Raw genomic sequence first — 15,129 nt, 5'->3', positions numbered from 1 at the left:
CAATATGCGCCATAGCGTATATACACTACCTATACGCCACAGCGCATAAAATTGCGCTGGCGCTGAGACGTATAACGAGTCTGGTGCGAGCCTACCAGCCAAACAGGGCAGGCGTCGACAGACGGGGACGGCTTTGCGGATCGTTTGAGCGCTGCAAACTTTCCGGCCGGATCTTCCTGGTCAGCTCGCCACACGCTTTCGCCGGACCACCAGACCTGTCTGCCACTTTTCAAGGCATTGTCTGGCGGATTGGCTCACGCGCCTGCAAAAAACTGAACAAATAGTTTGACCGATTGGTATGAAGTTACCTAAGCTCCCATAAAACAGGGGGACCTATGACATATATCAACAGGAAAACGATGTTCCGCCCGGTGCAGTCATGAAGCGGTACTGGGCCGATCACAGCCAGCGCGAATTCGCCGCACTGGATCACGACCGCCTGATTGCGGTTCTGCCAATCGGGGCAATTGAACAACATGGACCGCATCTGCCCATGTCGGTCGACAGTTGCACCGTTACCGGTGTCGCACGCCGTCTGGCCGATGCCCTGCCCGAGAGCAGTCCGGTCATCTTCCTGCCCACACAGTCGGTCTGCAAAAGCGATGAACACATCGACTTTCCCGGCACCCTGACCCTGTCGGCAGAAACCCTGATCCGCGTGCTGACCGAGATCGGTGCCAGCGTGGCGCGGGCCGGGGTGCGCAAGCTGGTGCTGCTGAACGGGCACGGCGGCAACATACCGGTGATGGACATCGTCGCGCGGCAATTGCGCATCTCGCACGACATGCTGGCGTTCTCGGTCAACTGGTTCGGGTTCGGCATGCCCGAAGGCGTGTATTCCGAAACCGAACGCAGCCACGGCATTCACGCGGGCGATATGGAAACATCGGTTATGCTGGCGCTGGACCCCGACAACGTGGACATGCGCCACGCCCGCGACTTCCGCTCGCGCGGGCAGGACCTGTTCGAGGGGACCAAGCATCTGGGCCTTGGCCGGGCGGGCAAACCCGCGTGGAAAACCCAGGACCTGAGCCCCTCAGGTGCCTGCGGCGAGGCGCATCTGGCCACTGCGGCCAAGGGCGCGGCAACACTGGATCATGCGGTTGCGCGACTGGTCGAGGCGATGGCCGAGATTGAGGCCATCCCCGCCGACTGGCTGCACAGCAAACCGGAGGTTTGAACGATGACAGTTACCCCACCCCCCGAAACCGGCACGCCGCTGATCGACATGCGCGGCGTCGACAAACAGTTCGGCAATGGCACCGTCGCCGTGCGGGATATGTCGCTGACGATCCAGCAAGGCGAATTTGTCAGCTTCCTTGGCCCCTCGGGCTGCGGCAAGAGCACCGCGTTAAAAATGATCTCGGGGTTGTTGTCGGTTTCGGCGGGGACGATCACCGTGAACGGACATCGTCCGGGCGAGAGCAGCACAGGCAGCGACATCGGCTATGTCTTTCAAGAAGCGACGCTGATGCCGTGGACCACGGTTTATGAAAACGTCTATCTGCCGCTGAAACTGCAAGGCGTCGGCAAGGTCGAAGGCCGCGCCCGCGTCGAAGAGGCGCTGTCGATGGTGGGGCTGGCGCATTTTGCCAAATCCTATCCGCGCGAGCTGTCGGGCGGTATGAAAATGCGGGTGTCCATTGCCCGCGCGATGGTGACCAAGCCCAAGCTGTTGCTGATGGACGAACCCTTTGCCGCATTGGACGAAATGTCGCGCACCAAGCTGAACGACGAGGTTCTGTCGCTGTGGAAATCGCTGGGGCTGACAGTGATTTTTGTCACCCATTCGGTGTTTGAATCCGTCTACCTGTCCAGCCGCGTCGTGGTCATGGCCGCCCGCCCGGGGCGCGTGGTGCACGACATCGCGCTGACGGGTGGCTATCCCCGCAACGCCGCCTACCGGATGTCACCGGACTACGCCGAAAGCTGCCGCACGGTCAGCAAAGCTTTGGAAGGGACCATGGATCATGTCGACCTTAACCACTGAGACCCCCGCCGCCGCACGGCTGGACCCGCGCATCATCCGCGAACGGCGCGAGCGCCGGTTGCAGTATATACTGCCGCTTGCCGCCATCTCCATTGCCCTCGGGATGTGGGAATTTCTGGTCTGGTACAACGAGGTGCCACACTACCTGATCCCCGCGCCCAGCCTGATCGCCAAGACGCTGGTCACCGATTGGTCCAGCCTGATGCAAAGCGCGATGTTCACCGTCAAGCTGACCCTGATGGCACTGGCACTGGCGATTGTCGGCGGCGTCGCTCTGGGCATGTTGTTTGCCCTGTCGCGTCCCATCGAGATGAGCCTGTTTCCCTTTGCCGTGATCCTACAGGTCACGCCGGTGGTCGCCATCGCGCCGCTGATCCTGATCTATGTCAGCAACACCTTTGCCGCGCTGCTGATCTGTGCTTGGATCGTGGCGTTTTTCCCGATCCTGTCGAACACGGCCATCGGGTTGCGCAGCGCCGACCATAACCTGCGTGATCTGTTCCGCCTGTATCAGGCGACCCCGTGGCAGCGTCTGCGCTATCTGCTCATCCCCTCTGCCCTGCCCTATTTCATGGCGGCGCTGAAAATCGCGGGCGGGCTGGCGCTGATTGGCGCGGTGGTGGCCGAGTTTGTGGCAGGCACTGCAGGACAGAACACTGGTCTTGCCTCGCGTATCCTCGAGTCCAGCTTTCGCAACGAAATCCCGCGCATGTTTGCAGCGTTGTTTCTGGTGTCGGTGCTGGGCGTCGGCATTTTCCTGATCACCGCATGGTTGTCGCGGGCCGTTCTGGGCCACTGGCACGAAAGCGAAATCAAGCGCGAGAGATAGGGCAGATGACGGACAGTATGCACCTAAAAGGGATCACTTTGGCCGGACACAGCGGCTTTTGGGATCTGGAACAGGACGCGGGGCGCATTACCGCGCTGCGCCCCGCGACGACGGGCGGCGGCGGTCTCGTGACGCCGTTGCTGGCCGACATTCACACCCATCTGGACAAGACGATGACCGCGCCGCGTATGCCGCATCGCGCGCAGTCGCTGTTCGATGCGATCGAGATGATGGGACAGGACGCCGCGCGCTGGACCGATGACGACCTGCGCCGCCGCGCGTCGCTGGGTCTGGCCAAGGCCTATCACCACGGCACCGCCCTGATGCGCAGCCATGTGGACTGGTCCTATGCCGACGCGCCGCGCGGTTGGCATGTGTTAAGCGAGCTGGCACAGGACTGGCGCGGGCGGGTTGAACTGCAACTGTCGTCGCTGACCCGTCTGGATGAACTGGCCGAGATCGGCCCTGCCATCGCGCCGGTGCTGCGCCGTGAGGGTGGTATTCTGGGCGCGTTCGTCTATCGCAACGAAAACCTTGCCGCGCACATCGCCTCCCTGTTCGATCTGGCCGAAGCGCACGACCTGCACCTTGATTTCCACGTCGACGAAGGACTGGACGTTGAAGCCCGCGGCATCGACGCGATCATTGACGAAACGGCCAAACGCGGCATGGCGGGCCGTGTGCTGTGCGGCCATGGCTGCGCGCTGTCGGTGCGCGACGTGTCCGAGGTCAAAGCCCTTCTTGCCCGCGCCGCCGAGGCCGGGGTCGGTCTGACCGTGCTGCCCGGTGCCAACAGCTATCTTCAGGATGCAGGCCCCGGCCGCACCCCCCGCCTGCGCGGCATTGCCCCCCTACAAGAGGCCGACACCGCCGGCGTTCCGGTCATGCTGGGGTCGGACAATGTGCGCGACGGGTTCTTTCCCTATGGCGACTATGACCTGATCGAGGTTCTGCGCATGGGCGTGCTGATGGGCCATTTGCCGCCCGAGGACTGGCTGGATGCCATCAGCGCACGGCCCGCCGCATGGATGGGCCATGACCTGACCCTGCGCACCGGTGGCCCTGCCGACTTTATCCACTTTGACGCGACCGACCTGAACGACGTGATCAGCCGCCCCGCCGTGGTGCGGCGTGTCTGGCGTGACGGCGCGGTTCTGCCCCCCTTTCAAGGAGACAAATGATGTCCCGAACTTCCGATCTGACCGCATTCAAGGCCGCACTGGACGGCATTCGCTTTCACGACAGCCAAAAACATCTGAAAGCGCGCTCGCACGACTATTTCTGGTACAGCCCGATCCTGAACGATCAGCTCAAGCACAAGATCGGCGATGTGCTGGTGATCCCGCAATCGGTCGACGAGGTGATGCAGGTGGCATCGCTCATCGCGAAGCACAAACTGCCCCTGACCCTGCGCGGCGGCGGCACGGGCAACTATGGCCAGTGCGTGCCGATGGAAGGCGGGGTGATCATGGATCTGACCCGTCTGGACAAGGTTCTGGAGATCACGCCGGGCCACGTGCGCGTGCAGGCCGGTGCGCGGATTTCGCGGCTGGACGATGCGGCGCATGAAACGGGGCAAGAGCTGTTGATGTACCCGTCGACCCGTCAGATGGCGACGATTGGCGGGTTTCTGGCCGGTGGCTCGGGCGGCATCGGGTCGCTGCGTCACGGGATGCTGCGCGATCCCGGCAACGTCAGCTACGTCAAGGTGGTCACCGTCGAGGAGGAGCCGCAGGTGATCGAACTGCACGGCGACGAGATCCAGAAGGTGCAGCACGCCTTTGGCACCAACGGGATCATGGTGGAACTGGGTCTGGCCCTGACGCCCAGGACCGACTGGATTCACACCGCCGCGCTGTTCGACGGCTATGACCATGCCCTGAACTTTGCCACCCAGGCGCAAAAGGACGGGATGGACTGTTACCTGCTGACCGCGGTCGAGCGGCGCTTTGCCCCCTATTACACCAAGTTCGGTGACCTGTTCCCCGCCGACCGGGATGCGATCTTTGCGATGGTTGCACCCGACGAAATGGACCGTTTCACCGCGCAGGCCGAAGCGCAGGGCGGGCGCGTGTCCTTTGCCATGACCAAGGAACAGGTCCGCGCGGAAGGTCTGCAACCGGCTTACGAATGCGGCTGGAACCACACCACCTTGCAGGCGCTCAAGGTCGATCCGGGCTGGACGTACCTGCAAGTCGCCTATCCGCGCCCGTTCGATGTTGATCTGGTGATGCGCCAGATGGCGCGCCACGGCGACGATATGTTCTGGCACCACGAAATGGCGCGTCAGGACGGCGACATCCAGATCTTTGCCCTGCCGCTGGTGCGCTATCGCGGCAAGGACGAAATGTACCGCCTGATTGCCGAGCTGGAAGAAACAGACGGCTGCACGATCTTTGACCCCCATGTCGTCACCATCGAGGACGGCGGCATGAAGGAAATCGACACCTTGCAGATTGATTTCAAGAAACGGGCAGACCCTTACGGACTGATGAACCCCGGAAAAACACGCGGATGGACCAAGGATATGGCCCGCCGCGACGACCAACACCAACACGGAGAAACAGCATGAACAGAACACTCACAGCATTCGGCACCGCGATCGCCCTGCTGTCCGCCACCGCCGCCTGGGCCAACGACAAGGTCGTCATGGGCACCAACTGGCTGGCCCAGGGCGGGCACGGCGGATTTTATCAGGCGCTGGCCGATGGCACCTATGAAAAATACGGGCTGGACGTTGAAATCAGCCCCGGCGGCCCGCAGGTCAACAACCGCCCGATGCTGTCGGCGGGGCGGCTGGACTTTTTGATGGCGGGCAACCTGTTGCTATCCTTTGACAACGTGCGCAACGGCATCCCCACCACCGTCGTCGCCGCCTTCTACCAAAAAGACCCGCAGGCCTTGATGACCCACAAGGGGCAATACGCCGACTTTGCCGCGCTGTCCGACGCGCCCACGGTGCTGGTGTCCAAGGATGGGCAATTCAGCTTTTGGGAATGGATGGTGCAGGCGCAAGGGTTCAAGAACGAACAACTGCGCCCCTACGGTTACAACCTCGCTCAGTTTCTGGCCGACGACAAAATGGTTCAGCAGGCCTATGGCACCGCCGAGCCGATCTATGCCCGCGAGCAAGGGGCCGATGTTGACGTGTTTCTGTTGGCCGACAACGGCTGGAACACCTATGCCGCCACGCTGGAAACCCGCCAGGAGTTGATCGACGAAAACCCCGAACTGGTGCAGCGGTTCGTTGATGCGACCATCGAGGGCTGGGTGAATTTCCTGTATGGCGACCACACGCCCGCATACGACGCGATCATGGCGGCCAACCCCGAGATGACGGTCGAAAAGCTGGACAAGGAAGTGGCCCAGCTCAAGACGCTTAAGATCATCGACAGCGGCGCCGCTCTGGAACAGGGAATTGGCGCAATGTCCCAGGAACGGATCGAAGCCTTTCACGATCTGGCTGTATCCAGCGGCATCATCGACGCCGACACAGTTGATCTGGCCAAGGTGGCAACCAGCCGGTTCGTCAACCACGGACACGGGCTGGACCTCAAGGCCAGGTTGACAGGTCAGTAAACAGCCAGGGCGGCAGTCAGAACGTGTCGCCCCCTTCCCTGCTGGCGCGGGGCGACAGGTCTGTTACCCTTGCCATGTCGCCCCGCCCTACCACCGTGACCACCAGAGGACCGCCCATGACCACCGCAAAGATCCGGCGCAGCGCCATCAACGAAGCAATCCGTGATGCGGCCATCCGCGAATTTGCACGCAACGGGCTGGCAGGAACTTCGACACAGGCCATTGCCAGATCAGCGGGGATATCAAAGGCCCAGCTGCACTATTACATCACCTCCAAAGAGGACCTGTACCAAGACGTTCTGGGCTATATCGTGTCGCACTGGCGCGAACTTTTTTCGCTCTCCTCATCGCTGGAAAACCCCGCCGAGGCGATCACCAATTACATCCGCCGCAAGATCGAACACGCGCTGGAACATCCCGAAGTCTCGCGCTTTTTTGCCAATGAAATGGCCCGCGGAGGGCCGGAAATGGGCGACCACTGGGGCCCGCTGCGCACCTCGGTTCAAGAGGCAAATGATACCATTCAGGGCTGGATCGACGCCGGAAACATCGCACCCGTCGATCCGCTGTTGTTCCAGATCAACATGTGGGCGGTCACGCAGCACTATGCCGAGTATGAAGCACAGGCGCGCGCGCTGATGGGCGCCGCCGAAGGTCAGCCGATGGACGCCGAACGGATCATCGCCGAGGCCAGCGCATTGTTCCTGCGCCGCTGCGGTCTGGATGAAAACGGGGCACGCATATGAAAGCCCTGACACCTGATACACTGCCCGCCCCTTTTGGCGCATACGCACATGGCGTGCAGGCGGGACGTCTGATCGCCACCTCTGGCCAACTGGCGCTGGCGGCTGACGGCAACATTCCCGCCAGTGTCACCGCGCAGACAGAACTGTGTTTCGAAAACATCCGTGCCATTCTGGCCGCCGCGGGCGCCGATTTTTCGCATGTCATTCGCTTTACCGGCTACGTCACCCGCCGCGCAGACTTTACCGCCTATATGGCAGTGCGCGACGCATTGGTGCGTGACCTCGCAGTCAAACCCGCCTCGACCCTGCTGATCGTCACAGGATTTACCCGCCCCGAATTTCTGGTCGAAGTCGAAGCCCTGGCCATGACACCCCACTGACGCGTTTGAATGCCCCCAAGGGGGAAGTGTCACAGGTTCATGGGCGCAGACCTTGATCGACCGCGTACAACCCGGCATTGCGCAACAGAGCCATAAGGCCGGGGACGCGCGGCGCTTCTTATCCGAATTCCGACCACAAAGCGCCCCAATCTGCACGTTTCGGATATGTCCGATAATCTGTGCTGTACTCGAGCAGAAACAGGATCCACCAATCCGCAGTGGCCAAAACCCGCCAAACACTGTTTTATGTCCAATAATACGACGCGCACCCGGACATGGAACAAGGCCCGCAAATGGTCAAACCCGCCAAACCGCCCAAGCAAGACACCCGTACCGCTGCCCATGCTGCAGACACGGCACTTGCGCTGCCGACAGATGTGGCAGGCTCGGGCAATCTTGAACGGCTTGTAGACACGGCACGAACCTACGCGCAGGCTGCCGCCTCGGACAACACCCGAAAGGCCTATGCACGGGACTGGGCCCATTTCACCCGTTGGTGCCGGATGAAGGGCATCTCCCCCCTGCCCGCCGCACCTGCGATGATTGCCCTTTATCTGACCGATCTGGCCACGCCCACGGACAACAGCCCTGCCCGTTCGGTTTCCACCATCGAACGACGGCTGTCCGGTCTGGGCTGGAACTATGCGCAACGCGGCGACACTCTGGACCGCAAGGACTGGCATATCGTCAGCGTTCTGGCCGGCATCAAACGCAAACATGCCCGCCCCCCCGTGCAAAAAGAAGCCATCCTTGCGCAAGACATCCGCGCCATGATCGCCACCCTGCCCTATGACCTGCGCGGCCTGCGTGACCGTGCCATTCTGCTTTTGGGCTATGCCGGTGGCCTGCGACGCTCTGAAATCGTCGCGCTGGATTTTGCCAGGGACGACACACCGGACAACGGCGGCTGGGTCGAGATTTTGGATCAGGGCGTCGTGCTGACCCTGAACACCAAAACCGGCTGGCGCGAGGTTGAAGTGGCGCGCGGATCGTCTGAACAGACCTGCCCGGTTCATGCGCTGGAACAATGGCGGCACTATTCCAAACGCGATTTCGGCCCCCTGTTCGTGCGCATATCGCGTGATGGCAATCGGGCCCTGGACGCACGGTTGTCTGACAAACATGTCGCCCGCCTGATCAAACAGACGGTGCTGGACGCAGGCATTCGCAGTGACCTGCCCGAAAAAGAACGCCTTGCCCTCTACTCGGGCCACTCCCTGCGCGCCGGTCTGGCGTCGTCAGCCGAAGCCGACGAACGCCATGTGCAACACCAGCTTGGCCACACCTCGGCGGAAATGACCCGCCGCTATCAGCGCCGACGCGATCGTTTCCGCGTGAACCTGACCAAAGCCGCGGGGCTTTAATCCGCACTGTTTACAGCTGTAAACTCGGCATGGGCCGACTGGAGAATATCGCCCAGATGATCCTCAAGCCAGGCGGCAAAACCGGCACTTTCGCCCGACTTTTTCACAGTTACCACCAGGGCTGCCGGACCGGACTTAACCGCAACGCCCGTCAAAATCACGTTCTCCTCAGCCGCTGCGCCTTTCGCGGCAGACCGGCCAGCAACCACTTTCAGCAGCCTGTCCAGACGTTCATCTGACGCCAGCGTCGGCCTGGCCTCTGCCAGTATCTCCAACGCGGCGTCTTCACTCAGCTTGTGCGCTGCAAAAAGCTCGGCCAGAGCGGTCCACTTCGGCCGCCCGGATTTGGGCGCCGCCCCCAGCGCGTTGCCAACTGCGGCGGGCACGTTCTGCGTGACTTTTGTCAGATGCGACAGACCGGACGCCGACAGGTTCAGAACCCTGCGCGCCGTCAGACCGTCGTGGCCCGCGGCCTGGATCGCCTCTGCAAACCGCGCCTTTTCATAAAACGACAGATTGCGCCGCGCCGCGTTTTCCAATCCTTTGGCCAACAGCGCCGTGGCGTCGTCAATATCCTGAACGTTAGCCCGCACCTTGATCCCAAGTTCGCGACAGGCTTTCAGCCGCCGCCTGCCGTAAATCGCCTGAAACCGGCCCTCGTTCCCCGCGCGCCGCAACAGGATCGGCACCTGCTGGCCACCCTGTTGAATGCTTTCTTTCAGCGCCTCAAAGCTGTCGTCATCGTCTTCCGGGTTTACAGTTGTAAACTCGTCCATCCGATCCACCGGGCCCCAATCGTCAATCATGGCCGGATCAATCTCGCGGATGGCCCCCAGCGCGCCCTGCAAGGCCCCAAGGGCAGGCGCGCCGGTACGTGCCGGTTTGTCAGTGGCAGGCGCACCCGAACGCGCAATCGTGCTGGCAATGCCTGACATGTCTTTCAGCGATTTGCGTGCCATTATGAGCGCCCCCATGCTTGATGAATCATGGTTTCAATCTCCTGTCCGACAGCGTCCATTGACCCTTTTGCACGATCATAGGTGGCGCGTGTCATCTCGGATCGCACCACCTCATAGATGGATTGCTTAAGCATCGTTGCGTCGCTGATTGCTGTGCTTTTCAATGCAGTGGCCGACATCACACGATCCTGAAACAGCGCCCGCATGAACGAGGTCAGCTGTTGCGACGGCACATCTGTCGGCTCGTCGCGCGTGATCAGAAATTTGAAGTTGTCATATTGCAGCGTCGCACCGGCATCCTCGATCACGCCCATATAGGCACCGGCCAGCTCAAGAAACTGCGCCGTCGACGACACGTCCAGCATGGACGGTGTCAGCGGCACAATCAACGAACTGGCCGCAGCCATACCCGCAATTGTCAGAAACCCCAGCTGTGGCGGACTGTCCATCAACACAATATCAAAGTCGGCCTCGACCTGCGCAATTGCGTTGCGGATGCGCGTGAAAAACGCCTGGTCGGGGCTGGAATGAATGGCCGATTCCGTCTCGAACTCGGACAACATCAAGCGGGCAGGGGCCAGCGACAGCCCCGGAAAATAGGTCGGCACTACCACATCCGCCATCGGCACCGGATCGTCATAGCGGATCGCATCATAGACCGTCAGCCCGTCGAACTCGATCTCGGGGCTGATGCCGCACATGGATGTCAGCGACCCTTGCGGATCAAGGTCGACCACCAGCACACGATAGCCCCGCAAGGCCAGATAATGCGCCAGGTGGATGCTGGTCGTGCTTTTGCTTGATCCGCCCTTGAAGTTCATCAACTGCCAGACCTGAAGCTTTTCATCGCCCGTGCGGCGGGGCACATAACGCCCCTTTTTGCGCGAGGATTGCTCAAGGATCTGACGCGCCTCCCAAATTTCCTGTGCCGTGTAATACCGGCGCCCGCCGCGTATTTCAGAAGGCTCGGGGATGGATCCGTCTGCATGGCCCTTGCGCATGAACTGCCCCGAAACGCCCAGCATTTCAGCGGCCTCGGGCGCAGAAAACCGGCGCAGAGATTTGGTGTTGTCCGGCGCAAAAGCCGACAGCAGATGTTCGCGGATGGCAGCGTTCAGCCGTTCGGAAATATCGGTTGCCAGCGCCGAGGGGCGATCTGCTTCAAAAGGTGTCACGGAAATCATCTGGTTGCCTCATTTTCAGAAATGTGGCAATTCTCACGCCACTTGAGACCACCAGCAGGTATTTGCCTGTTCAAGTCAAGATTTTTTGCCGTTTCAGAGCCTAAAAAGCCTGTTAGAGACTGAAAATCACCCTGTGTGCACCGGATGGATTTACAGCTGTAAACTGTAAGGGGCAGCGAAGGGTAGGGGCCTATCCGGCGCACCCGTGAAAGCGGATTGCTTGGACCCAAAAGTTGACAGCTGTCAACTTTCCCCAGTTTCGCTATCTGTTTCGGTAACAATCGTGGTCTACAGCAAAGCCTGAACTCCGGTCTGACGATCTTTTCCCATGTCCATGGCTGCCACGGGTGCTCTTTTCCGAACGTGGTCGTTGTTACCCGTCGCCTTGGGTGACTGTCGTATCTGCGGAAGCCGCGAAACATCACATCTGCAAACGCGCAACCAGTGCCCGGCTGGTCCGCCAAGAGACCGCGCGCACCAACCATGGGAAATGCACGAGTCAGGGGGCCGTTACGCGCAATCCGGGGATCAACAAACGGCCACGCAACCACGCGCGCCCAAGACATCCGATAGCTGCGCATGGCTCTCCGGTCGCGCAGTTGACAGCTGTCAACTGTCACGCTGCACGCCTGTTCAGCAGCGCCATCACCATCGGCCCGGGCGAGAATGTGCCCTCGGCTGCCTTGCGCGACAGTGCACGCAGATAGCCGCCGGGCGCTGAAATGTCGCTGACACGCTGCAGAATCGCCGCAACCGTAATCGCCGCCACTTCCGGGCCCATGTCACGTTGCGCATGTTGCCAGGCATCCAGGGTAATCCCCATCATGCCCCGAACATGTCCCGCAACCGCAACCAGCTGGTGCCAATGGGTGATCTTGTCGCCCGCATAGGGCAGGATATCGGGACAGGCTTTCAACACCAACCCAAGGGGCAGGGCAGGGGGGCACGATTGCACCGCCGGCTTTTCGCTGTCCGGTTCCGGTCTGGCCACCCGTTCGCCCCTTGCCTTTTCAAAGCGGGGTTCAAAATCAGAAGAGTCTGGGTTTGAATTCTGATAGTGCCGCTCATTTTGACGGTCATTGCCGCTCAAATTATCTGTTTCCAGCATCGAATGGACGTGACGTAGAACCTCTTTTGCCATCTCCAGAAGCTCGAACAAATCCTGCGCAGACAGCTTGCGGCGCATCGCCTTGTGCAACACCAACAGCCGTGCCTCGACCTCGCTCCAATCCCCTGACAGCCCGTTTTCCTGTGCATAGAGACACAGTTTCAGCGCGTCGCGCTTGGTCAGACTGACTTCCTCACGCAACCGGCGCATCCGTTCGGCAGCGGCATGGGCTTCGGCGGCAGCATGGGTGATCTGGCGCGCGCGCACCAGCAAGGGGCGCAGATCAAAGCCGAACGCACGCACCACATCGCCAGAGCGGTCCCGTGCTGCGTAACGCTTGCCATTCGGGCTGTCGTGGCGCTGGATCAGGCCGGCGGCGCTCAGCGCGCTCAGATGGCGGCGCAGGGTGCTTTCGGCCATGCCGTGCGCCCGCTCGCCCAATGCCCGATTCGACGGATAGACCACCAGGTTGTCGTTATCCGACAGCGATTTGGCCTTGTGAAAGGACAACAGCGCGTTCAGCACGGTCAGATCGCGGTCTGTCACATCAAAGGCCTGACGCGCCGCGCACAGATCGCGAAACAGCGCCCATTTGTCGATATGCGCCACGCTGGGTGGCTGTTGCGCCTCGGTGGCCCGTTTCACCAGGGCAGCCGTCAGCGGCCGCTGCCCGAAGGGCGTCGTTGTAAATACGTCCATTTTATATCACGAGACAAAAGTTTTTTGTCCGCCGGAGTCGGCGCCTGTTGACAGCTGTCAACAACAAGCCTTAGATTCAGAGGTGCAAAACACGAACCAAAAGGCCTCTCGGGAACTTTTTCCGGGGGGTTTTTTTATACTCTCGTCTGTTCGTGCCTCCTTTTGATTGCTCTTCCTCTGGTCATTCGCCGGTCTGGTTTTTCCAGTTGCGGTGAATCTCGGGCAAGTGGTCGATCAGCCATTGATCGAACCCCCTGGATGTCTTTGTCGGCAGCTTGACCGTCGTGGCATTGCCGCGCCGGGTCACTTCGGCCAGCGGCGTGCCGTCGGTGGCGGCCACCTTGTCGATCACGGGCGCAGGGCGGGCCGGACGCTTGGGCGGGGTCAGGGCGGCCATCACCGCCTCAAACCGCGCGTCAGAGGTGTCTCCGACGGCGGCCTTGACCAGATCGCGCCCCTCCAGCCCCTTGGCCAGCTCCATCCAGCGGCCACGGCCCGCACGGGGGGCGGCGCCAATCGCCTCGATCAGCGGCAGCGGCACCGATTTGGCCACCTCAAGCATGCGTGAAATCACCGTCTTGTCCAAAGACAGCGCATCGCACATCGCCTTGCGGTCATAGCGGGCCTCTTCCATCTGCCGCGCAAAGTTCGCCTTTTCGATAAACGACAACTCCTTGCGCGCGGTGTTTTCCTGGCCCTGCGCCAGAACCAGCGCCTTGTCGTCCAGATTGCGGATCAGCGCCTTGACTGGCTGGCCAAGCGCCTTCAGCGCGGCCACGCGGCGACGGCCATAGACCACCTGATAGCGGCCCTCGTAATTGGGATTGAACCGCAACAGCACCGGCACCTGCTGGCCATGGTCGCGGATCGACTGGATCAGGCCGGCCAGTTCGGCATCGTCACGGTCCAGCCTGTCACGCAGGCCGGCATCGTCCACCATGCGCGGATCAACATCGACAATCGCGCGGCGTTTCAGATCCTCGATCGAGCGGCTGACCGCACCGATGGCCCCGGTCGAATACCGCGGCTTGGATGCATCGACGCGCGCATCACTGTCACTGGAAACCTCGGGGCTGTTCATCAACCCGTTCATCAGATCTTTACGCGCCATTTGTCCGCCCCCATGCTGCTTGCACCAGTGCTTCGATTTCGCTGTTGACCGCGTTCAGGCTTTCCATCGCGCGTTCATAGGTTGCGCGGGTGAACTGGCCCTTTTCCACCTCGTACAGGGTTTGTTTGGTAATGCCTGCGTCCGAAATCGCAGTGGATTTCAGAACCGTATGGTTCAGCACATGATCGCCGAACATGTTGCGCATGAACCCGACCATCTGGTTCTGCGGCCCGTCGCCCGGCTCGTAGCGGGTGACCACATAGCGCAGCCAGTCATAGTTCATGTCGCCCCCCGCATCGGCGACCACGCCCAGCAGGTTCGATACCATCAGCAGGAACTGGCACATCGACATGATGTCCAGCATTTGCGGATGGGCCGTAACCAGCACAGCTGTGGCGGCCGACAGGGCCGACATTGTCAGGTATCCAAGGGTGGGCGGGCAATCTATCACAACCACGTCGTAATCCTCCTCTACAGTGGCAAGCGCGTCGCCGACTCTGGTAAAGAAAAGATTGCTATCGCGTTGCATCAGCGCACGCGGGGTGTCGTGTTCAAACTCCATCAGGTCCAGATTGCCCGGAACGATGTTGAGATTGGTGAAATAGGTTTTCTGGATCACGTCGCCCAAGGGAAGCGGATCGTCATAGCGGATGGCATCATATAGCGTGCCGCCGTCCAGCAGGTCGAACTCGGGCTGGAATCCGTGCAGCGCCGACAGGCTGGCCTGCGGGTCAAGGTCGATGGCCAGCACGCGGTAGCCGTCCAGCGCCATCTTTTGCGCCAGATGCGCGGCAGTTGTGGTCTTGCCCGACCCGCCCTTGAAATTGATGACGGTAATCACCTGAAGATGATCGCCCTCACGCCGTCCGGGCAGATAGGTGCCGGGCGTTTTCGTCCCTAACTCAAGCATTTCGCGCAGGTCTTGCAGATCGGAAGGCGAATAATACCGCCGCCCGCCGGCCCGCACTTCGGGCGAGGGGCCGCGTCCGTCCAGATGCAATTTGCGCAGATAGGCGTCCTTGACGCCCAAGAGGTCCGCAGCCTCGCCCGAGGTGAACTTGCGCAAGACCCGTTTGGCATCCGGCGGAAACAGTTGCGCACGATGCGCCTGCAACCTTTCGGACAGCATGCGGGCATGTTCGCCCACCAAAAAGTCAATGCGTGGCTCCGCGCTGCTCAT

Annotated in this window: 14 protein-coding genes; 9 read left to right on the top strand and 5 right to left on the bottom strand. The window is 61.1% G+C overall.

The genetic code is table 11. The annotated features are described in order from the left end of the window. Window positions 1–379 precede the first annotated feature (379 nt). From DSM107133_RS18145 to DSM107133_RS18105, 9 genes are all read left to right on the top strand, one after another. A complete protein-coding gene (locus DSM107133_RS18145; RefSeq protein ID WP_114294635.1) occupies window positions 380–1,180 on the top strand; it encodes a creatininase family protein in 801 nt (266 codons plus the stop codon). Between the two features lie 3 nt (window positions 1,181–1,183). After that, window positions 1,184–1,990, top strand: coding sequence for an ABC transporter ATP-binding protein (locus DSM107133_RS18140; RefSeq protein WP_114294634.1), 807 nt, complete (start codon window positions 1,184–1,186; stop codon window positions 1,988–1,990). Beyond that, the gene (locus DSM107133_RS18135) at window positions 1,968–2,819 is read left to right on the top strand and encodes an ABC transporter permease (RefSeq protein ID WP_243253610.1); all 852 of its coding nucleotides are present in this window, start codon (window positions 1,968–1,970) and stop codon (window positions 2,817–2,819) included. The genes DSM107133_RS18140 and DSM107133_RS18135 overlap by 23 nt, the downstream gene beginning before the upstream one ends. Window positions 2,820–2,824: 5 nt before the next feature. Continuing rightward, entirely contained in the window at window positions 2,825–4,000 is a 1,176-nt protein-coding gene (locus DSM107133_RS18130; protein WP_114294632.1) for an amidohydrolase family protein, read from the top strand. After that, the gene (locus DSM107133_RS18125; protein WP_205387862.1) at window positions 4,000–5,391 is read left to right on the top strand and encodes an FAD-binding oxidoreductase; all 1,392 of its coding nucleotides are present in this window, start codon (window positions 4,000–4,002) and stop codon (window positions 5,389–5,391) included. The genes DSM107133_RS18130 and DSM107133_RS18125 overlap by 1 nt, the downstream gene beginning before the upstream one ends. After that, window positions 5,388–6,398 carry an ABC transporter substrate-binding protein gene (locus DSM107133_RS18120; protein WP_114294630.1) on the top strand — a complete coding sequence of 337 codons (1,011 nt, stop codon included), beginning with the start codon at window positions 5,388–5,390 and terminating at the stop codon, window positions 6,396–6,398. The genes DSM107133_RS18125 and DSM107133_RS18120 overlap by 4 nt, the downstream gene beginning before the upstream one ends. Before the next feature lie 116 nt (window positions 6,399–6,514). Continuing rightward, window positions 6,515–7,144, top strand: a complete 630-nt coding sequence (locus DSM107133_RS18115; RefSeq protein ID WP_162792100.1) for a TetR family transcriptional regulator C-terminal domain-containing protein — start codon at window positions 6,515–6,517, stop codon at window positions 7,142–7,144. After that, window positions 7,141–7,524 carry a RidA family protein gene (locus DSM107133_RS18110; protein WP_114294628.1) on the top strand — a complete coding sequence of 128 codons (384 nt, stop codon included), beginning with the start codon at window positions 7,141–7,143 and terminating at the stop codon, window positions 7,522–7,524. Before DSM107133_RS18115 ends, DSM107133_RS18110 begins: the two co-directional genes overlap by 4 nt. Window positions 7,525–7,799: 275 nt before the next feature. Beyond that, window positions 7,800–8,888: a tyrosine-type recombinase/integrase gene (locus tag DSM107133_RS18105; RefSeq protein WP_114294627.1), complete on the top strand. Its 1,089-nt coding sequence runs from the start codon at window positions 7,800–7,802 to the stop codon at window positions 8,886–8,888. On the opposite strand, the gene repB (DSM107133_RS18100) is transcribed toward DSM107133_RS18105, so the two are convergent. The 5 genes from repB (DSM107133_RS18100) to repA (DSM107133_RS18080) form a co-directional block, all read right to left on the bottom strand. Further along, window positions 8,885–9,847, bottom strand: coding sequence for a plasmid partitioning protein RepB (repB, locus tag DSM107133_RS18100; protein WP_114294626.1), 963 nt, complete (start codon window positions 9,845–9,847; stop codon window positions 8,885–8,887). The two genes, DSM107133_RS18105 and repB (DSM107133_RS18100), sit on opposite strands and share 4 nt — an antisense overlap. Further along, window positions 9,847–11,031, bottom strand: a complete 1,185-nt coding sequence (gene repA, locus DSM107133_RS18095; RefSeq protein ID WP_114294625.1) for a plasmid partitioning protein RepA — start codon at window positions 11,029–11,031, stop codon at window positions 9,847–9,849. Before repA (DSM107133_RS18095) ends, repB (DSM107133_RS18100) begins: the two co-directional genes overlap by 1 nt. A 616-nt stretch (window positions 11,032–11,647) precedes the next feature. Next, window positions 11,648–12,838, bottom strand: coding sequence for a plasmid replication protein RepC (gene repC / locus DSM107133_RS18090; RefSeq protein WP_114294624.1), 1,191 nt, complete (start codon window positions 12,836–12,838; stop codon window positions 11,648–11,650). Between the two features lie 181 nt (window positions 12,839–13,019). Beyond that, complete coding sequence (gene repB, locus DSM107133_RS18085) at window positions 13,020–13,949, bottom strand: plasmid partitioning protein RepB (RefSeq protein WP_114294623.1); 930 nt, start codon at window positions 13,947–13,949, stop codon at window positions 13,020–13,022. Then, on the bottom strand, window positions 13,939–15,129 hold the full coding sequence (gene repA, locus DSM107133_RS18080) for a plasmid partitioning protein RepA (protein WP_114294622.1): 1,191 nt from the start codon (window positions 15,127–15,129) through the stop codon (window positions 13,939–13,941). The genes repB (DSM107133_RS18085) and repA (DSM107133_RS18080) overlap by 11 nt, the downstream gene beginning before the upstream one ends.

This window comes from Pseudosulfitobacter sp. DSM 107133, from assembly GCF_022788695.1.
Lineage (GTDB): Bacteria > Pseudomonadota > Alphaproteobacteria > Rhodobacterales > Rhodobacteraceae > Pseudosulfitobacter.
This window is presented reverse-complemented; position numbering and strand designations above follow the sequence as displayed.